Here is an 18,851-nt window from a genome sequence, read left to right as displayed (position 1 = left end):
TAACCGACCTCCTGAATGAAGAACGGCCCGGTCGAAAATTCGACCGGGCCGTCAAAGCCTTGCCTCAGCGTTACACTGTCCGGGTCTTGAAACGAGACCTTAACTGAACGGCATTAGACCCTCGGGTCGGCTTTTTTACGTCTGCAGCATCACTTGATCTTCTCCGCCACCGCCTGCAGGCAGGCGCGGGCGCGGTCCAGGGTGGGGTTGTCGCGCTGGGCCGCATACACGGCGTAGGCGGAATGCGAGAATTCGGGCGCGTTGTGCACGCGGTGCAAGAGGCCCGCATCGAGGTAGGGCTGGGCCGAACCGATGCGAAAGTAACTGGTGCCGCCCACCTCCAGCAGGTACACGAGGGCCAGCGGTCCCAGCGAAATCGACACAGGCGGACTGCTCAATTCCGGATACGCCGCCTGGTGATTGGCCGCGAAGCTGGGACCCCAGTCCACATACACATACGTATCGACATGCATTTGCCCGTCCGCGCGCGTGGTCACCATCACCAGCTTTTCCTCGGCCAGCAATTCGCTGGTCAGGCCCGGGCGCTGCGGCGGGTTGTACAGCACGGCCAGGTCGAGCGAGCCGTCGTGCACGGCGTCGAGCAGGCGCGCTGGACTGTCGACTTCCGCGCGCAAGGCGATCTCGGGGCAATCGCGGCTCATGCGTATCAGCCAGTCGCCCAGCAGCGGCTGCCACAGGCTCAGTTCACAGCCGATGCTGACGGCGTCATTACGCCCCGGCGGCAGGGCTACCTGCTGGCGCGCCCGCTCCCACACCTGCACCATCGTGGCTGCATGGCGCATGAAACGCTCGCCGGCCGACGTCAGGCGGGCGCCCGCCTTGTTGCGCACGAAGAGCTGGCGCCCCAGTTGCTGCTCCAGGGTGCGGATGCGGGCGCTGACGGCCGTTTGCGTCACGTGCATGCGTTCGGCCGCCATGATGAAGCTGCCGCAGGAAGCCACCTCCAGGAAGGTACGCGCTTGATTGATATCCATCAAGCCATGATATCAGCTGCCGCACGTCTCAACTGACACGCTCGTAGCCGCCCAGCACGCCCTGCTTCGACAGCACCCATTGCCACAGCTGCAAATCGCGCGCGCGGAAGGCACCCGCGCAGGACAGCAGGTAATACGACCACATGCGGTGGAAACGTTCGCCCAGCTGGGCGGCAAACCGCGGCCACGCCTGCTCGACATTCGCATGCCAGGCCATCAGGGTCTTGTCGTAGTCGGCGCCGAAGTTGTGCAAGTCCTCGGCCACGAACAGATCGTCCATGGCGTCGCCGATCTGGCCGATCGACGGCAAGTCGCCATTCGGGAAGATGTATTTGTCGATCCACGGGTCGCACGCGGATTGGCGCTTGTTCTTGCCGATGGTGTGCAGCAGGAACAGGCCATCGTCTTCCAGGCAGCGGTGCGCCACTTCCATGAAAGTGCGGTGGTTCTTGTGTCCCACATGCTCGAACATGCCGATGCTGACGATGCGATCGAATTTTTCATTGGTATCGCGGTAATCCTGCAGACGGAAATCCAGGTGTTCTCCGCCCGGCATGCCGCGCGCGTACGCGACCTGCTCTTGCGAGATCGTCACGCCCACGCATTGCACCTGGTATTTTTCGACGGCATAACGCATGAAGCTGCCCCAGCCGCAGCCGATGTCGAGCACGCGCATGCCCGGCTCCAGCCTTAGCTTGCGGCAGATCAAATCGAGCTTGGCTTCCTGCGCCTCGGCCAGGTTGGCCGCATCCTTCCAGTAGCCGCAGGTATAGGTCATGCGCGGATCGAGCATGGCCGCATAGAAGGCGTTGCCCAGGTCGTAGTGCTCCTTGCCCACCATCCACGCGCGGCGCTCCGTCTGCAAGTTGAACAGGCGCGCAGTCAGCGCATGGAAGGCCAGGCGCATGGGACGCACGTCGTCGGCCACCCGGGCGCGCAGCAAATGGCAAAAGAATTCATCGAGCTGCTTCGCATCCCAGTCGCCATCCATGTACGCTTCGCCCAGGCCCAGGTTGCCGCTGGCGAAAGCCCGCTCGGGCACGCCCGGTTTGCGCAGCTGCATGTCCCAAGCGGCGCGGCCATTCAAATGGATGCCGGCCCTGGCCAGCAATTCGGCCGCTTCGCGGGTCAGCCGCGTGTCGAGCCGGAGTCCGGCGCTACCTGCCGGTGTTTGTTGCAACTGCATTGCTGCTTGTGTTGTTTGCTGCGTGTTCATGCCCTGCCGCCTCCAGATGGTTGTCGGTGCTGGTGCGCGCCGGCACGTCCACTCAACGGCCCGGCGGCGCACCAGCAATAAAATTATCTACCCCTCATCTACATCTGGATAATGAAACATCATGGCCGTTCATATCAAAAATTTTGCTCTAAAGTTATTTTAGTGAAATATTTTGTGGAGATATTTTTCGCATGAAACGCTCTGAAGCATGAAAAAAGCCGCCTGTACGGCGGCTGTTCGCGGCTAGTTCGCGCCATTCGGCAGCGCGATTAAAAGTCGTGATTCGACGGATACTTACTGTAAAAATCGTTATCCCATTTGAAATTGGTAAAGGCCACTGTAAGGGAAATATCCAGCGCCTCGACGAAATGCCAGCAGCCGACGGGCAAAAACAGGATTTCGCCCGGTGCCAGCACGCATTCGCGCACCTGCACGTCGGCCATCAGCGGATAGCGCTGCAAGTCGATGTCGCGCCCGTCGACGGGGGTAAAACAGTGGCGCTGGTTGTACACGCGCGCCACCTCGCAGGCGGCCATGATGCGCAGCCGCTTGCGCCCTTTCACCTGCGCCATGAAGTTGTTCGTCAGGTCGTGGTGGAATGGCGTCACCGTGCCGGCCGGGCCGAACCATAAAAAGCCCGTGGGGCCGCCATCGGGCTTCAGGTATTCGGGCAACTGGCCGATATCGTCCCACAGCTCGCGCAAGGCTTGCCGGTTCTGTGAATTGTTGTTCGCCGTCATGTAAAAATCGTTGGTCGTGCCGCTGCTCTCGACCAGGCTGGCATACTCGCCAAAGGCCATCTTGCGCTTGTGCGCCACGCTGTTCATTTCGTACTGGGCGTCCGCTTCGCGACCGAACTGCACTTCCACTTCGCGCTGCGCGTAATGTTCGCGGAAGTAGGCCGGGCTCCACTTGGCCATGGCGGGCCAGTCGTCCAGCATGCCCGTGATGATCACGGGCTGGTTGGTGGAATAGAACTCCGTTAAAAACTCGTGCGCCGTCAGTTTCTCGCGACGGGGAATCTCGGATGGGAGCAGCTGGTTCAGCTTGCGCTGGATATCGATCACCCAGTCGCGCTTGGCCAGGCGGTTCGACAGGCGCACGGCGCCCGCCAGATAGGGGCTGTGCAACGCCAGTTCGATTTCGCGGCGCGCCAGGGGCTCCGCGATGCCGGCCTGTTGCAGCACCGGCATCAACGCCGACGGATGGCTGCCCAGCATCAGGTTTTCCGCGATCCAGCTGCGCCATTCGCGGCTCAGCTCCGGGTCTTGCTTCTGCTCCAGCTGTTTTGCTCCCAATGTCGATACCGCCGCCATTGTCCGTCTCCTGTTTTTTTATGTAAATAAACGGCCGGACAGCATGACTATCCGGCCGCGTCTTACGCTACATCAACATTAGCGCACTTTCCACACCTCGGTTGCCAGCACGCCATTCGCGTCGCCATCGAGTTCCCACGAGAACGCGCCGCGCAAGCCCTGGTCCTTGACATATTTCACCTTGGTGCCGATGACGGTCGGATCGTCATAGCTCCACCACTGGCCGCCCGCGCCCGTGTACAGGTACAGCTGCTTGGTCACCGGATGGTAGTAGCGCGTGCCGGTCTTGGCGACGAGGATTTTATAGTCCTCGATGCCCGACTCGTAGGTGCCTGGCGCCGTACCCGTGGCCGCCTGGTACAGGCCATCGCCATTCGGTCCCGGCGCCACGCCCGTCCAGCCACGGCCATAGAACGGTATACCCAGCAGCAGCTTGTCGCGCGGCACGCCGGCGGCAATCATGTATTGCACCGCCTTGTCGCCCACGTATTCGCGTGCCATGCCCGTCGACGGATCGGCAGGGTCGGCATACAGCTGGGCGTTGAAGTTGGTGCTGTTTTCCCACCCGCCGTGGAAGTCGTAGGTCATCAGGTTGATCCAATCCATGTACTGCGAGTACAGGGCAGGTTCCGTGTTGTCGATCTTGTCCTTGCCGGCACCGACGGCCGCCGTCAACAGGTAGCGCTTGCCGTTAGCGGCACCGAGCGCATCGAGCTGGCTGCGGAATTCCGCCATCAGCAAGGTGAAGTTGCGCTTGTCGTTGGGGCTGACCGTGTTGTACGGCTGGCCGCCGCCCACCGGGTATTCCCAGTCGATGTCGATGCCGTCAAAGATGTTGGCCGCCGCGCCCACGCCGCCGCGCCCGCCCTGCACCGGCAAATTGCCCTTGATGTAGATATCGATGCAGGAACGCACCATCTGCTTGCGCAGGGCATCGGTGGCCGAACCGACGGAGAAATTCTTCGACCAGCTCCAGCCGCCCAGCGAGATGAACAATTTGAGGTTCGGGTGCGCCGCCTTCAGCTTTCTCAGCTGCAGGAAGTTGCCCGACAGGGGGGCATCCCACGGGATGGCCTGGCCATCGACGGTGCGCTTCGGCGTGCGGATGTAGTCGGCCTCGGCATCTCCGCCCGTGCCCGCGTCCGGCGAATTCGGATTTGTCGCGCCCGGTTCCGTCTTGGTGATCATGGCGCATTCATAGCCGCCATTTTTCGGATAGATATTGCCGAAGGCATAGTTAATGAAGGTCAACTTGTCGGCCACGCCGCTGGAATGCACGTTTGCCACTTCATAGTCGCGGCCATACACGCCCCACTGGGCGAAGTACGACCCCACTTCGCGGCCCGTTGGCGTTGGCGTTGGCGTCGGAGTAGGTGTCGGTGTCGGCGTCGGCGTCGGAGTAGGTGTCGGCGTCGGGGTTGGAGTCGGGGTTGGAGTCGGCGTCGGCGTGATGCTGCAGATCTCCTGGCTGGTCCATGGCTTGCCCGTACCGGCGGCACCGCTGCTGGTCGATGGGTTGTCGCCCTGCGTCCAGTAGTTGGCGCGGTAATTCGTGCCTGCATAGCTGACGGTGGCGCCCGCGCTGTAGGCCGTGCCGGCCACCCACGCCAGCGCGCAGGTGCCGCCGGTTGGCGTCGGCGTCGGGGTGGGCGTCGGGTTCGGCGTCGGGTTCGGCGTCGGCGCCGGTGTCGGGGTCGGCGTTGGTGTTGGTGTTGGGGTGGGCGTCGGTGTCGGGGTCGGCGTGGTGCCGCCATCGCAGGTGCCGCCGGCGCTCCACAGGCTAGGCGTGGAGACGGGGTTCCAACCCGAGCCCACGTGATCGGTCTGCGTCACCAGGGCCGTGTAGTTGGCGCCCAGGTAAGTGACCACCGTGCCCGCGTTATACGTACCACCCTCTTGCCATGGCACGCAGGCGACTACCGTGCTGGCCGCCAGCAATTGCGAGCCACCCGGTGCGCTGGCGTCGCCGCCGCCACCGCAGGCCGCCAGCACGCCACCGCTGGCCAGACATACCATCATGTTCCTGATCGTTTTTTTGAGTATTAAATTTTCCACGCTGTCTCCTGTTCAGGTTTGCGGAAATACCACTCTGCTTCAATAAAAAGCTACCCTGTGATTTTGTTTTTTTGCAGCTGCAAGAACAGCATGCTGCTGAAAAAATAGGCGGTCAAGTGGTTTTGAAGTGGCCTCAAAGTGCTCAATACCACTTCGTGCAGAAAGCGCAGCAGTACAGGTAGACGGCGTGTTGTCCTACTGGACAATCAAAAAACCGGCAGAGAGAGGATGAAAAAAGACGCTGGAACAGGAAAAGACAGACCAGTTTTATAACACGCCGTAAGTGGTATTGCGGTAGCGTGCCGTGCCGTTAAATACGGCAGCGGCGGGTGCCTGCCTGGCCACCCGCCGCGCCAGGCAGACTTATTGAGGCAAATCAAATACCGCCATCGATTCCACGTGCGAAGTGTGCGGGAACATGTTCACCACGCCCGCCTTGCTCAGCACATAGCCCGCTTCCAGCGCCAGGATGCCGGCGTCGCGCGCCAGGGTCGACGGGCTGCACGACACGTAGACGATACGTTTCGGCAGCAGGTCCGGACGCACTTGCGACAGGCCGACCAATGCCTGGCACAGGGCCATGGCGCCATCGCGTGGCGGGTCGACCAGGATACGGTCGAACTTGCCCAGCGCGATCAGGTCGTCCGTCGTCACTTCGAACAGGTTGCGCGTCGAGAATGAGGTTTTTTCCGCCAGGCCATTGGCCAGCGCGTTTTCCAGCGCCCGTTCCGTCAGCGTGGTGCTGCCTTCGATGCCCACCACTGCGCTGCCTTGCGTAGCCAGCGGCAAGGTGAAATTGCCCAGGCCACAGAACAGGTCGGCCACGCGATCCGTGGGCTGCACTTCCAGCAAACGCAGGGCTTTCGACACCAGCACGCGGTTGATGTGGTGGTTCACCTGCGTGAAATCGACAGGCTTGAATGGCATCTTGACGCCGAATTCCGGCAGCAGATAGTGCAGTTGCTTGTCCAGCGGATAGAATGGCACGGCCGTTTCCGGCCCTTTCACCTGCAGCCACCATTGCACGCCGTACTCGTCGGCAAAGGCCTTCAATTTCGTTTCGTCGTCCGCCGTCAACGGCGCCATGATGCGCAGCACCATGGCCGTGACGTCTTCGCCCACGGCCAGCTCGATCTGCGGCATCTGGTCAAAGATCGATAGAGACCCGATCAGCGCGCGCAGGGGCAGCAGCATGGCCGAGATGTGCGGCGGCAAGATTTCGCAGCTAGCCATGTCGGCGACAAACGCCGATTTCTTTTCATGGAAGCCCACCAGCACGGCGTCTTTCTTCTTGACATGGCGCACGGACAGACGCGCGCGGTAGCGGTAGCCCCACGTCGGGCCATACATGGGGCGCATGATGCTTTGCGGACGCACCTTGCCGATATGCCACAAGTTATCCTCCAGCACGCGCTGCTTGATCGCCACTTGCGCCGACGGCTCCAGATGCTGCATCGAGCAGCCGCCGCAGTTATCGAAATGCTTGCACTTGGGTGTCACGCGCATGGACGATTCGCGGTGCAGCACCGTCATGCGGGCCATTTCCCAGTTCTTCTTTTTCTTGAACGTCACAAAGCTGACGCGCTCGCCCGGCAACGCGCCTTCGACAAACACGACCTTGCCCGGCGAGCCGTCTTCGTTCTCAATATGGCCAACGCCACGGGCGTCCATGTCGAGCGATTTGATTTCGATGATATTTTCTTGCATAGCGATCAATAGGTAAGAGTGGGCCAGGACGCAGGGCCGCGCTGGAACTTGAAAGAATGGGGGAAAGGTCAGGCGCCGCGAGCGGGGCGTATGATAGCAGATGCGGCCCCGGAAATACCGGGACCGGGCGTTCTACAATAAGGAGTCGCGCACGACGCCGCGCGCGGCCATGGCGCGCTTTAATTTAATCAGGGCTTCCTGCTGAATCTGGCGCACGCGCTCGCGCGTTACGCCCATTTCTTCGGCCAGGGTTTCCAGCGTGGCCGGATCGTCGTTGTCGAGGCCGAAACGGCGCATGATGACCACGCGCTGCTTGTCGGGCAACTTGGTCAGCCAGTCGCGCACCAGCACCGTCATTTCATGGTGTTCCGCCCGCGCGTCGGGGCTGTCTTCGCTGGCGCCGGGCAGCATGTCCATCAGCGAGGACTGCGGATCGTTGTCGAGCGGCGCGTCGAGCGAGGTGGCGTGCTCGGACAGGGCCAGGATATCCTGCACCTCCTCCACGGGACGGCCCACCAGGTGGGCGATATCTTCCGCAGTGGCATCCTTGCCGTCGTGATGCTGGGCTTCCAGGTGGTATTTGCCGCGCAGGATCTGGTTCAGTTCGCGCACCATGTGCACGGGAAGGCGCACCGTGCGCGCCTGGTTCATGATGGCGCGCTCGATGCTCTGGCGTATCCACCAGGTGGCGTACGTGGAAAAACGGAAACCGCGCTCGGGCTCGAACTTGTCGATGGCCCGCATCAGGCCGATGTTGCCCTCCTCGATCATGTCGAGCAAGACCACGCCGCGGTTGATGTAATGCTTGGCGATCGACACGACCAGGCGCAGGTTGTGCTCGATCATGGTTTGCCGGGCTTCGAAATTGCCCTGCTTGGCCAGGGTGGCGTAATGCACCTCCTGCGCCGCCGTCAGCAGGGGCCGCGTGCCGATCTGGTTCAGATAGTGCTGTGTGGTATCGGTCGACAGTTCGGCCGCCAGCACTTTTTTCAGTTCATCGACACTTTCGACCAGCACGCTGACGCTGGCCACCTCGCCGCCCCCGCCTGCATCGACGGCATCAATACCGTCAAGCTCGCCGGCCTCGTCCGTCACGACTTCGTCTGCCCCGTCTTCCGGCGGTTCCGGCTCATCGTCCAGCTGATCGTGCGGCGCGTGTGTCATTGCTTGACCTAACGGTTAGGCAGGAATTTCGAAGGGTCGACAGGCTTGCCCTGCTGGCGGATTTCAAAGTGCAGCTTCACGCGGTCGGCATCGGAATCGCCCATTTCGGCGATGGCCTGGCCTTTGTTGACGTTCTGCCCTTCTTTCACCAGGATGCTGCGGTTATGCGCATACGCCGACAACAAGCTATTACTGTGCTTCACGATGACAAGATTACCATAACCACGGATTCCGCTCCCGGCATACATGACTTTTCCCGCGCCGGCCGCCACCACTTGCTGGCCCGCCTTCCCGGCGATATCGACGCCCTTGTTCTTGCCTTCGTCGAAAGTGCCGATGACCTTGCCTTCGGAAGGCCACATCCAGCTGATCTTCTCGTCGCCAGGCGCCGATGCCGCAGGGGCTGCCGCGGCGGCCGGTGCGGCGGCGACAGCAGCTGCCGGAGCGGGCGCCGGCGCAGGCTTGGTGTCGCTGGCGCCGCCGTCGGCGCGCAATTCGGCCAGGGTGGCATCGGAATACGCGCGCTTCTCGCCGCGCGGGCCCGTTTTCTTCGGTACGACAGGCGCGGCCGGTTTGATTTCCGTGACGGGCGGCATGACGATGGCCGACGTCTGCGCGCCGCCCGTGTCGCCATTTGGCGGCAGCACGCGCAATACCTGGTCGACCTTGATGTCGTTCGGGTTGCTCAAGTCATTCCAGGCCACCAGGTCGCGGTAATTCTGCCCGTGTTCCAGGGCGATGCGCAGCAGGGTGTCGCCGCGCTTGACCGTATAGAAGGCCGGGTCGCGGTCGCGCGGATCGCTGGCGGCGGCGCTGCTGCCCGATGGATGGCGCTCCACGACGGGCGCCTGGACGCCCGTGGTGCCGCAACCGCTCAACAGGGCGGCCAGCGCAAGGCTGCAGAGGAGTACATTGTTTTTCTTAATCATTCGTTTTCTTAATCATTCGCATGTATGTTCAGGTCCTGCTTGCCAGCTGATCCGGGGATCATATGGTGCCCGGGCGCAAAGGCACGAAATGGCAATCTTCCAGGGTTTGGCTGGTCCATTCCATTTTCCCCACCCTGGTAATGAGTTGTAAGTGCTGCAATTTAGCCCCCACCGGCGCAACCAGACGCCCGCCGGGCGCCAGCTGTTCCAGCAAGGCTTGCGGGACTTCCAGGCCGGCGGCGGCAAGGATGATCCCGTCGAAGGGCGCCGCCTGCGGCAGGCCAAGCATACCATCTCCGTACTGCAAGCGCAGATTTGACACGCGCAGCGGGCGCAGATTGGCCTTCGCCAGCTCGTGCAAAGGCCGGATGCGCTCGATCGAAAACACCTCTTTCGCCACCAGCGACAACACTGCCGCCTGGTAGCCGCAGCCGGTGCCGATTTCCAGCACGCGCTGCAAGCTGCCCCCCTGGCGCATCACTTCGATCATGCGCGCCACGATGTACGGCTGCGAAATGGTCTGATGGTGGCCGATGGGCAAGGAGGCATCGATATACGCCTGCGACGCCAGCGCCTCGTCCATGAACAAATGGCGCGGCACGGCTTGCATGGCGTCGAGCACCACCTGGTCCTTGACGCCCTGTTTCGCAATACGCGCCACCATGGCACGGCGCACGGCGTCCGAGACGAGCGGGTTTTGCCGTGGCGGCGACACCACGGCCGGCTGCGCCCGCTCATTGGCGATGGCCTGCGCGCGCGATGGCGCGATGGGCAGCGTGGCAGCATGGTAGGGCGCGCCTCCCCTGGCCGCATTTTGCGCCGCATTTTGCGTCGCCGTCTGCGGCGTGGCAATGCGCGACTGCGCCAGCGACTGCCCCCCACCCTGTCTGGCAGGCTTGCCGGCCAGCGAATCGAGGGAAAGGGGGAAAGTACGCGGCTTGTCAGTCATAGTGAGCGGTCATGCCAGGCCTTTTGCCAGTGCATCGAGTTGGGTGGTATGCGTCAGGTCGATCTGCAGCGGCGTGATCGATACTTGTCCATGCTCAACGGCATGGAAGTCCGTGCCCGGACCGCCTTCCTTGGCGGCACCGGCCGGGCCGATCCAGAAGATTTCACGGCCACGGGGATCGAGTGCGCGTATCACGGGCTCGGCCGAATGGCGCTTGCCCAGGCGCGTGGCCACCATGCCTTGCAATTGCGCGTAAGGGATGGCGGGTATGTTCACATTCAATAAATACGGTTTCTGCAGGGCGTCAAACTGGCGCTCGACGATTTCCCTGGCCACGCGGGCGGCCGCGTCCAGGTTGGCCCAGCCAAACTGCGACTGGGAAAAGGCGATGGCGGGAATGCCGAACAGATAGCCTTCCGTGGCGGCGGCCACGGTGCCCGAATACAGGGTGTCGTCGCCCATGTTGGGGCCGTTGTTGATACCGGAGACCACCAGGTCGGGGCGCTCGATGAGCATGCCAGTCAGTGCCACATGCACGCAGTCGGTGGGCGTGCCATTGACAAAATAAAAGCCGTTGGCAGCCTTGTGCACGGACAGGGGCCGGTCCAGGGACAGCGAATTGGACGCGCCCGAACGATTGCTGTCGGGCGCCACCACGACGATGTCGGCAATGGGCGCGAGCGCGTCGGCCAGGGCTGCCAAGCCTGGCGCCAGGTAACCGTCGTCGTTACTGATAAGAATTCTCATAACGAGATTTTACCTGAAGCAATGCCAACACTGCGCGTGCCACACGCCGATAGACTGCATTATTTGCGCCGCCGCGCGGACATGGCGCGCAGCGTCAGCGCTGCTCGATGCGCGCCTCCGATAACGCCCCTTCCAGCGCCTGCACTTCATCCTCTTGCAAGGCCAGCAAAGCATTCAGATCGCCTTGCAATTTATACATTCTTTTCAGCTGCGCCATGCCGCGCCTGCGCAGCTTGCCCGGCACGCCCGGACGTAGCAGGCAGGACTTCAAATGCTCGGCCAGTTCGCCCGCCTGCGCATACTGTTCGCGCTCTATCATGCCTTGCAACATCAAGATCATGCTGGCCAGGGTGTCCGGTTCGGCCCCTTCGTGCCCGTTGGCGCGGCCAGCCAGGATGGTTTCCTGTAAATGCCGGGCGCCGTCCAATACGCTGTCCGCATGCCCCGTGACGGGCGCATTCAACAGCCGGTCGCTGCCGCTGAGCACCGCGTCTTCCAGCAGGCGCGCCGCCTCGCTCTCACCCTGCTGCTGCAGAGTGCCAGCCAATTGCTTCTTGCTGCGCAAGGTATCGAGATGGTCTTCGCCAAGCAGGCGCGCATGCACTTCCAGCACCTGCTCCTGCACGCTGCGCGCCGCATCGAGCTCGCCACGCCGCAGCAGCGTCTCGGCCAGCTTGCGCTGGCTCATCAGGGTTTCAGGATGGTCGAGCCCGTGCGTGCGCTCGCGCGCCGCCACCTGGTCTTCGTGCAGCTGACGCGCGCCGGCCCAGTCGCCCTGCCCGGCCACGATATCGGCCAGCAAATCGCGCGTGGCCAGGGTGGCCGCATGGTCGTTGCCCAGGCGCCGCTCCTGCGCCTGCAGCACGGCAACGAACATGCGCCGCGCGCCTTCCAGGTCGCCTTCGTGCCCCAGCGCCTGCGCCAGGGCCAGCTTGCTGCGCAAGGTGTCGCCATGCTCGGCGCCAAACAGGCGCTCGCGCGCCGCTACCACCGTGCCCAACAATTGCTGCGCCTGCGCCAGCCGGCCCATGCGCAGCAAGGTGGTGGCGCGGCCATCCATCGCCTCCAGCGTCAGGGGATGCTCGCCGCCCAGCTGGCGCGCGTAAGTTGCCAGCACGGTATCCTGCAGCAGCAGCGCCGCCGCCAGCTCCCCTTGCAGCAAGAGGGTTCGCGCCAGGCAGGCCCGGGCGGCAAGTGTATCGGGATGCTCGCTGCCCAGCACGCGCTCGCGCACATCGAGCACGTCTTCTTCCAGGAAGCGGGCTTCCTCAAGCTTGCCCAGCTGGCGCAGCAGGCGCGCCATACCGCTCTTGCCCGCCAGGCTGTCGGGATGTTCCTCGCCCAGCAGGCGCACGCGGATCTCGACGCTCTGGCGAAAGGCATCGAGCGCCTGCGCGCTGCGCCCGTCCTTGCGGTACAGCTCGCCCAGACGGGCCAGGTCGCGCGCCAGCGGCAGGGCCACGGCGCGGCCCGGTTCGAGCAGCAAGGCCTGGCGCGCTTCGCCGATGGCGCCCAGCAAGGCGATTTCACGGCTCGATTGCCATGGAAAATAGCCGCCCGTCAGCCAGTGCAGGAAGGCTTCGAAGGTACGCGTGAGGGAAAAGCGGTCGCCGCCCTGATCGATGCGCACGGCCAGCTGCTCGCCATAGGCAAAGGTTTTCGTCTGCTGCAGCTGGACTTCGTCGAAATAGCTGTCGAGGGCAATCTGCGGCAAACCGTAGGAAGTGCGCAGCAGGCGCTCGAACAGGGGCTGAAAGCCGGCGATGCCCTTGTGCGCGTCGCCGCGGCGCCACTCGGCGCGCTGCGCGCCGTCGCCCATTTCTATGCGCGAGGGCAAGGGATACACGAGCAGCGGACGCTGTTCGTCTTCATGGCTGCGGCGGTACTCGATGGCCCGCGTGACGAGCGCATCGACGCCTTCCAGGCTTTGCCGGTTCGGCGTGAAGACCACCACCAGCTTTTTCGGCAGTAGAGTGGTGCAGATGCCGGCGCTGTCCGTGCGGCCCGTGCGCGAATCGACCAGTACATAGCGGAAATGCTGGGCCAGGGTATCGGCGAAGCAGCGAAACAGGGCCGGGCAGGTGTCGAACAACTGGTCCCAGCGCATCTGCGCCAGGCGCTCGCTGTAGCTGGCATCGAAGCGCCCCGCGCGCATCAGGTACAGCGGGCTGCCCTGGTCGACGCGCACCACGTATTGCTGCCAGTCGATGGCGTCGAGCACGCGCTGCGCCAGCGCCGCATCCTCGCGCCCAGCATCTTCGCGCCCCCTGGCCTGCCCGCTGGCGCGCGCGCCCGCCGTTTGCAGGCTGATGCGTTCAAGCTGCTGGCGGCACGCCTCGAAGAACTCGAGCACGCCCGGTCGCTCCTCGTGCTGCTCGAAATAATGGTGCAGGCCCGGCGCCTCCATGTCCCAGTCCAGCATCAGCACGGGCACACTGGCGTTTTCGCGCCGCGCCAGCAGGACGGCGATGTTCGACAGGGCCATGGTGCGGCCCGTACCGCCCTTGTAGGAATAGAAGGTGACGACTTCGCCAGGGGCGCTCAAAGGTGGCAGGGAGAGGCGTTGGCATTCCATGACGGGACCTTTTACGTGATTAACGTGGAAAGTGGGGAGGCGGGATGGCGCGCCATTCCGGCGGGATAGCGGGTAACACGAAACGGCTGCAATCGTGACCGGGCGGTGTCGACCGCTTGAGCAAGTGGTAATGCGTGGCAATACGCTGCACGATGCGTTCGATATCGGGCAGGTATTGCGGATTCGACTTCAGGTCGCCGCTGGCCAGCGTATAGCCGGAGAAATCGACGTACAGGCCCGACTCCGTGATTTGCGGCGGCAAGCCGTCCGGATGGCGCGTCATGATGATGGGGATGATCAGGTGGCTGGGCAGTTCATACCAGGCGCGCCGCTCCTGTTCGATGAGTTGCATGGCGGCAAATTCACGCCGCGTATAGCCGTGCGCTTCATATTTGGGCGTGTACAGCACGATCATGCAGACGCTCTGGCACATGGCGCGCGCCACGCGCAGGTCGATATCGTCGCCGCCGCCCAGTTGCTCGCTGTCGATGAACAGCACTTCCTCGCGGTCGAGGTGCGGCTCCAGATAGCAAGCCAGCGCCTCGATGAGATCATTCTTGAACTTGTTCATGAACGCATATTGGCCGTGTGCATAGCTCAAGAAACAGCCGTAGCGGATCTCCATGGCATCCCCCTGTTCCCCGTGCGGCCCTGCCATCGCCGCGCCTTGATCCTGCAAGGCATGAGCTCACTGTAGACCGCCCGGCAACAGCCCTGTTTGCGCTGGCGCAAAGATGCGTCTGGCGTCCTGGACATGCGGAAAGAAGCCAGGAACTGGCGCGATCACGCCCAATCCTGGCATGCCAGGCACGCAGGCAGGCGCCGCGCAAAAAACGCTACTCGCTTGATAACAAAGGGAAATAAGCCGGCGCGCGGATGGCGCCGGCAACGAGGACTTAAGCGCCCTTGGCGGGCAGGTTGCGGAAGAACTCCACCACTTCGGCGGTATCGCGCGTGCGCTTGAACGGCGGCAGACTTTGCCAGATGCGCTTGCCGTACGGCTTGGAAATGAGGCGCGGATCGCAGATCATCAGCACGCCGCGGTCACCCTCGTCACGAATCAGCCGGCCAGCGCCCTGCTTCAGGTTGATGATGGCTTCCGGCAGCGAATGGTGCATGAAACCGTTCTTGCCCTGCTTTTCCATCACTTCGATGCGCGCGGCCAGCACCGGGTCGTCGGGCGGCGCGAACGGCAGCTTGTCGATGATCACCAGAGAGAGCGCATCGCCGCGCACGTCGACGCCTTCCCAGAAACTCTGGCTACCGATAAGCACGCCATTGCCGGCCGCGCGGAACTGATCGAGCAATTCCGTGCGGCCCTTGTCGCCCTGCACGAACAGGGGGAAATTCAAGCCCCGCTGCTTGAATTCGTCGGCCAGGCGTTCGGCCGCGCGCTTCACGGCGCGCAAGGTGGTGCACAGGAAGAAGGTGCGCCCGCCCGCCGCCTCGATGATGGGCAGGGCGCAGTCGATGACGGCATCCGTGTAGCCCAGCGAATTCGGCTGCGGCAGGTTTTGCGGCACGAACAGCAAACCTTGCTGGCCATAGTCGAACGGGCTCGGCCACGTATGCGACGGTTCGCCCGTCAAGCCCATCTGTTCGGAAAAATGCTTGAAGTCGTTTTTCACGGCCAGGGTGGCGGACGTGAAAATCCAGCTGCGCGGCGTGCCTTCGCGCTGGTTGTTAAAAATCGGCGCGATCGACAACGGCGTCTTGTGCAGCTGCAAGGAGCTGGAAAACGCTTCCACCCAGAACACGGCTTCTTCGCCGGCCGTCACTTTCGCCTTCGGATCGAACTTCCAGCCGCTCAGCTGCTGCGCCAGCTCGACGCCGCGCACGCGGCACTGCTCCAGCGTTTCCGCCCGTTCCGCCTGGGTTTCCAGCACCGCCACCATGCCGTCAAGCTCATCTTTGAGCGTGTCCAGCGCGGGAAAGAAGTCGCTCGACGGGGCGATTTGCGGCAGGGACAAGCGCACGATATCCTGCGAGAACGTCAGGCGCAGGTCGCGCGCCGCCTTTTCCACCACCGTGACAGTTTTTGCCCAGTCGATACCGCGCGCATGCGCCAGGCCCTCGGCCAGCACGTCGCGGCACAGTTCCAGGATTTGCGACGTGGACACCGTGTTACCAAAGAACAATGTGGCCGTATCGGGCAGCTGGTGCGCCTCATCGAAGATGATGGTGTTGGCCGACGGCAGCAATTCGGCCACGCCCGTGTCCTTCAGGGCCACGTCGGCAAAGAACAAATGGTGGTTGACCACCACCACGTCGGCCTGCTGGGCTTCCTTGCGGGCCTTCATGACGAAACAATCCTGGTAATACTGGCACTCGGCGCCCATGCAGGTGTCGCGCGTGGACGTCACCAGGTTCCAGATCATGGCGTTTTCCGGCACCTTGGCCAGCTCCGCCTTGTCGCCGGAACTGGTCATCTTGATGAAGCGCGAAATTTCGCGCAAATGCCCCACGTCGTCGCGCGAGGTCATGCGCCCGTTCTGCAGGGTACGTTCCAGATGGTAATGACAGACGTAGTTCGAGCGGCCTTTCAGCAAGGCGACGGAGACGGGCGCCTGCAACGCGGCGCGCACGGTGGGGATATCGCGCAGGAATAGCTGGTCCTGCAAGTTCTTCGTGCCGGTGGACACAATGGTCTTGCCACCCCACATCAGGGCCGGCACCAGGTAGGCGAAGGTTTTACCCGTGCCCGTGCCCGCCTCGGCGATCAGGGTGGTCTGGCTGTCGATGGCATGGGCGATGGCCTTGGCCATTTCCGTTTGCGAACGGCGCGGCTTGTAGCTGCCCACGGCGGGACCGAGCGGGCCACCGGCGCCAAACAGGCGCTCGATGTCGGCATCGTGCTTGCCAGGCGCGGCCAAGGGTTCGGCGGGCAGACTGGCTTGCAAATCGGCAGGCTGGCCATCTGGGCTTGCGGGCAATAAATTGTGATCGGTCAAAATATACTTAGGTGAAGGCTGGACTGGACGCTACTGGCGCCCCTCATGCGGGAACATCGGGCACCAACTGCATTTTCAGCAAGGTGATGTGATCCTTCAATTGCAACTTGCGCTTTTTCAGGCGGCGCAGTTGCAGCTCATCATGGTGACCATCAAGTATCAGCAACTCGATGACGGCATCGAGGTCACGGTGCTCCACGTTGAGTTCAATCAGGCGCCGCTCTATATGCTGTGCATCGCTCATGTGTTGCGTTCCAGGCAGTGTTGGTAACAGTGTTGTTAAACCGGCGCGCGCAGCGTACGCAGGCAGCCATCGGCGCCGGCATCACCGGCGAGTGCGTAGTTTAACCTGCCGCGCGCCTTAGGGCACGCCATTTCCCGCATGCCCCTTGCACGGCGGTCTTAATTGACCGGCGGCACAGGCACAGCAACGGCCGGCGTGCTGGCCGCGGCCGCTGCCGCAGCCTTGGCCTGCGCTTCGGCCTGGCGCTCGGCCAGGCGTTGCGCCACGCGTTTCTGGCGCGCCACGGCGTCAGCCTGCTTGCGCGCATAGTCTGCCTCGCGGGCCGCGCGGCGCGGCGCGGCGGCAGCGTCGGCGGCAGCCTGCTTCGCCACCTTCGCCGCTTGCTCAGCTTCGCGCTCGGCAATGCTCTTGCCTTCCGGCTTGGGCGGCGCCGGCTCGGGCGCGACGACCTTCACGGGCTTGGGCATGGCCGCAGCCCGCTGCTCGGCGTCGAGGCGCGCACTTTCCTGCGTCCTGGCCAGGTCGATATCGCGCAGGCGCACGGACTCGGCCCGCTTGAAGTGGTTCGCTTCCGCTTCGACGGCGCGCAGGCGCACGAGGATCAGGCGGCGCTTTTCCTTGGCCTGGTCCAGGCAGTTATTCACGAAGAACTTGTTGTAGCACTCCAGTTCGCGCGCGGCAAACTCATTTTCCGCCGCCTCGCGTTCGCTGGCTGACTGCTTCAGCTTGGCATCCGCCTCGGCGACCGACAGGGTGGCGGGCAACTGCGGCGCACCGACCTCATCCAATGCCGCACCACCCTGGTGCGCGCAGGCAGACAACGCCAGGGCCAGGCCCAGCGCCGCACCCAGCTTGTATAGTGTATTTAACATCATATTCATTATCCCTGCCTCAAACGATCGCGTCGGCCGCGCCGCGCTGTTCTTTTTCCATGTATTCGCGCGATTGCATCTCGATGATACGCGAAACGGTACGGTGAAACTCGTTGGCCAGCATGCCGTTCGTGTACAGCTGCTCGGGCGCCACTTCGGCGGACATGATCAGCTTGACCTTTTGATCATAAAACACGTCGATCAGCCAGGTAAAACGGCGCGCTTCGGACGACTGCGCCGCCGACATGGCGGGTATGCCGGACAATACCACCGTATGGAAGCGGCTGGCGATTTCCAGGTAATCATTTTGCGAACGGGGGCCGCCGCACAGGGTGGCGAAATCGAACCAGATGATGCCGCCCGCGCGACGCAGGCAGTGGATTTCGCGGCTCTCGATGCGGATGCGCGCATCTTCGTCGGCTGTCTCGGCGATGCGCGCATAGGCGTCGCGCAGGGCCTTGTCGGTGGCTGCGCCCAGTGGCGTATAGTAACTTTCCACCTGCTCCAGCGCGCGGCCGCGGTAATCGACGCCCGCATCGACGTTCATCACGTCGAGCTTGTCCTTCAGCAGCGCGATGGTCGGCAGCATGCGGTCGCGGTGTAGGCCGTCCGGATACAGCAGGTCCGGATCGTAATTCGAGGTCATGATGAAGGACACGCCATTGGCGAACAGGGCCGACAGCAGGTTGTACAGGATCATCGCGTCGGCGATGTCGGAGACGTGGAATTCATCAAAACAGATCAAGCGGTATTTCTTGGCGATGCGCTTGGCCACCTCATCCAACGGGTCGGCCACGCCTTTCAATTCATCGAGCTGCTGGTGCACGCCGCGCATGAATTCGTGGAAGTGCAATCGCGTCTTGCGCACCAGGGGCACGACCGAATAAAAACTGTCCATCAGGAACGATTTGCCGCGCCCCACCCCACCCCACATGTACACGCCTTTCGGCACGGCGGGACGGTTCAGCAGGCGCTTGAAGGTACTCGAGCGCTGGCCCTTGTAGGCCACCCACTCGTCATAGCACAGTTGCAGGCGGTCGACCGCGCGCCGCTGGGCGGCATCAGCCTTGAAATCGCGCTTCTGCAACGCGTGCTGGTAAAACTCTTCAACGTTCATGGGATTCGATTCAA

General features: G+C 63.0%; 15 protein-coding genes. All 15 read right to left on the bottom strand.

Annotation, left to right across the window (positions count from 1 at the left end; translation table 11 throughout):
* Nucleotides 1-149: 149 nt before the first annotated feature.
* The 15 genes from ACQ4W0_RS26745 to zapE all read right to left on the bottom strand — a co-directional run bounded on the left by ACQ4W0_RS26745 (nucleotide 150) and on the right by zapE (nucleotide 18,837).
* On the bottom strand, nucleotides 150-995 hold the full coding sequence (locus tag ACQ4W0_RS26745; protein ID WP_436579503.1) for a LysR family transcriptional regulator: 846 nt from the start codon (nucleotides 993-995) through the stop codon (nucleotides 150-152).
* Nucleotides 996-1,023: 28 nt separating this feature from the next.
* Entirely contained in the window at nucleotides 1,024-2,181 is a 1,158-nt protein-coding gene (gene cfa / locus ACQ4W0_RS26740) for a cyclopropane fatty acyl phospholipid synthase (RefSeq protein WP_436579511.1), read from the bottom strand.
* Nucleotides 2,182-2,480: 299 nt separating this feature from the next.
* Entirely contained in the window at nucleotides 2,481-3,527 is a 1,047-nt protein-coding gene (locus ACQ4W0_RS26735) for a cupin-like domain-containing protein (protein ID WP_436579502.1), read from the bottom strand.
* Between the two features lie 78 nt (nucleotides 3,528-3,605).
* A complete protein-coding gene (locus ACQ4W0_RS26730; RefSeq protein WP_436579501.1) occupies nucleotides 3,606-5,546 on the bottom strand; it encodes a glycosyl hydrolase family 18 protein in 1,941 nt (646 codons plus the stop codon).
* Nucleotides 5,547-5,945: 399 nt separating this feature from the next.
* The gene (rlmD, locus tag ACQ4W0_RS26725) at nucleotides 5,946-7,289 is read right to left on the bottom strand and encodes a 23S rRNA (uracil(1939)-C(5))-methyltransferase RlmD (protein WP_436579500.1); all 1,344 of its coding nucleotides are present in this window, start codon (nucleotides 7,287-7,289) and stop codon (nucleotides 5,946-5,948) included.
* A 132-nt stretch (nucleotides 7,290-7,421) separates the two neighbouring features.
* Nucleotides 7,422-8,453: an RNA polymerase sigma factor RpoS gene (gene rpoS, locus ACQ4W0_RS26720; protein WP_436579499.1), complete on the bottom strand. Its 1,032-nt coding sequence runs from the start codon at nucleotides 8,451-8,453 to the stop codon at nucleotides 7,422-7,424.
* Nucleotides 8,454-8,461: 8 nt separating this feature from the next.
* The gene (locus ACQ4W0_RS26715) at nucleotides 8,462-9,382 is read right to left on the bottom strand and encodes a peptidoglycan DD-metalloendopeptidase family protein (RefSeq protein WP_436579498.1); all 921 of its coding nucleotides are present in this window, start codon (nucleotides 9,380-9,382) and stop codon (nucleotides 8,462-8,464) included.
* Between the two features lie 58 nt (nucleotides 9,383-9,440).
* Entirely contained in the window at nucleotides 9,441-10,331 is an 891-nt protein-coding gene (locus tag ACQ4W0_RS26710; protein ID WP_436579497.1) for a protein-L-isoaspartate(D-aspartate) O-methyltransferase, read from the bottom strand.
* 9 nt (nucleotides 10,332-10,340) lie between these two features.
* A complete protein-coding gene (gene surE / locus ACQ4W0_RS26705; protein ID WP_102121583.1) occupies nucleotides 10,341-11,078 on the bottom strand; it encodes a 5'/3'-nucleotidase SurE in 738 nt (245 codons plus the stop codon).
* 94 nt (nucleotides 11,079-11,172) lie between these two features.
* On the bottom strand, nucleotides 11,173-13,653 hold the full coding sequence (locus ACQ4W0_RS26700) for a tetratricopeptide repeat protein (protein WP_436579496.1): 2,481 nt from the start codon (nucleotides 13,651-13,653) through the stop codon (nucleotides 11,173-11,175).
* Nucleotides 13,654-13,672: 19 nt separating this feature from the next.
* Nucleotides 13,673-14,278: a toll/interleukin-1 receptor domain-containing protein gene (locus ACQ4W0_RS26695; protein ID WP_102121582.1), complete on the bottom strand. Its 606-nt coding sequence runs from the start codon at nucleotides 14,276-14,278 to the stop codon at nucleotides 13,673-13,675.
* Nucleotides 14,279-14,549: 271 nt separating this feature from the next.
* Nucleotides 14,550-16,604, bottom strand: coding sequence for a DNA repair helicase YoaA (gene yoaA, locus ACQ4W0_RS26690; protein WP_436579495.1), 2,055 nt, complete (start codon nucleotides 16,602-16,604; stop codon nucleotides 14,550-14,552).
* Between the two features lie 43 nt (nucleotides 16,605-16,647).
* Nucleotides 16,648-16,848, bottom strand: coding sequence for a YdcH family protein (locus tag ACQ4W0_RS26685; RefSeq protein WP_010399897.1), 201 nt, complete (start codon nucleotides 16,846-16,848; stop codon nucleotides 16,648-16,650).
* A 158-nt stretch (nucleotides 16,849-17,006) separates the two neighbouring features.
* On the bottom strand, nucleotides 17,007-17,723 hold the full coding sequence (locus ACQ4W0_RS26680; RefSeq protein WP_436579494.1) for a hypothetical protein: 717 nt from the start codon (nucleotides 17,721-17,723) through the stop codon (nucleotides 17,007-17,009).
* A gap of 16 nt (nucleotides 17,724-17,739) precedes the next feature.
* Nucleotides 17,740-18,837 (bottom strand): cell division protein ZapE, encoded by a 1,098-nt coding sequence (zapE, locus tag ACQ4W0_RS26675; protein ID WP_436579493.1) that lies wholly within the window; start codon nucleotides 18,835-18,837, stop codon nucleotides 17,740-17,742.
* Nucleotides 18,838-18,851 lie beyond the last annotated feature (14 nt).

This window comes from Janthinobacterium breve (genome assembly GCF_051380895.1).
GTDB lineage: Bacteria > Pseudomonadota > Gammaproteobacteria > Burkholderiales > Burkholderiaceae_D > Janthinobacterium.
Note: the sequence above shows the minus strand (reverse complement) of the source record. Positions and strands in the feature narration are given on the sequence as shown.

Bases quoted from the DNA above. Each gene is read 5' to 3' on its own strand.
- ACQ4W0_RS26745 (WP_436579503.1), bottom strand. From the start codon at position 995: ATGGATATCAATCAAGCGCGTACCTTCCTGGAGGTGGCTTCCTGCGGC.
- cfa (WP_436579511.1), bottom strand. From the start codon at position 2,181: ATGCAGTTGCAACAAACACCGGCAGGTAGCGCCGGACTCCGGCTCGAC.
- ACQ4W0_RS26735 (WP_436579502.1), bottom strand. From the start codon at position 3,527: ATGGCGGCGGTATCGACATTGGGAGCAAAACAGCTGGAGCAGAAGCAA.
- ACQ4W0_RS26730 (WP_436579501.1), bottom strand. From the start codon at position 5,546: ATGATGGTATGTCTGGCCAGCGGTGGCGTGCTGGCGGCCTGCGGTGGC.
- rlmD (WP_436579500.1), bottom strand. From the start codon at position 7,289: ATGCAAGAAAATATCATCGAAATCAAATCGCTCGACATGGACGCCCGT.
- rpoS (WP_436579499.1), bottom strand. From the start codon at position 8,453: ATGACACACGCGCCGCACGATCAGCTGGACGATGAGCCGGAACCGCCG.
- ACQ4W0_RS26715 (WP_436579498.1), bottom strand. From the start codon at position 9,382: ATGATTAAGAAAAACAATGTACTCCTCTGCAGCCTTGCGCTGGCCGCC.
- ACQ4W0_RS26710 (WP_436579497.1), bottom strand. From the start codon at position 10,331: ATGACTGACAAGCCGCGTACTTTCCCCCTTTCCCTCGATTCGCTGGCC.
- surE (WP_102121583.1), bottom strand. From the start codon at position 11,078: ATGAGAATTCTTATCAGTAACGACGACGGTTACCTGGCGCCAGGCTTG.
- ACQ4W0_RS26700 (WP_436579496.1), bottom strand. From the start codon at position 13,653: ATGGAATGCCAACGCCTCTCCCTGCCACCTTTGAGCGCCCCTGGCGAA.
- ACQ4W0_RS26695 (WP_102121582.1), bottom strand. From the start codon at position 14,278: ATGGAGATCCGCTACGGCTGTTTCTTGAGCTATGCACACGGCCAATAT.
- ACQ4W0_RS26685 (WP_010399897.1), bottom strand. From the start codon at position 16,848: ATGAGCGATGCACAGCATATAGAGCGGCGCCTGATTGAACTCAACGTG.
- ACQ4W0_RS26680 (WP_436579494.1), bottom strand. From the start codon at position 17,723: ATGATGTTAAATACACTATACAAGCTGGGTGCGGCGCTGGGCCTGGCC.
- zapE (WP_436579493.1), bottom strand. From the start codon at position 18,837: ATGAACGTTGAAGAGTTTTACCAGCACGCGTTGCAGAAGCGCGATTTC.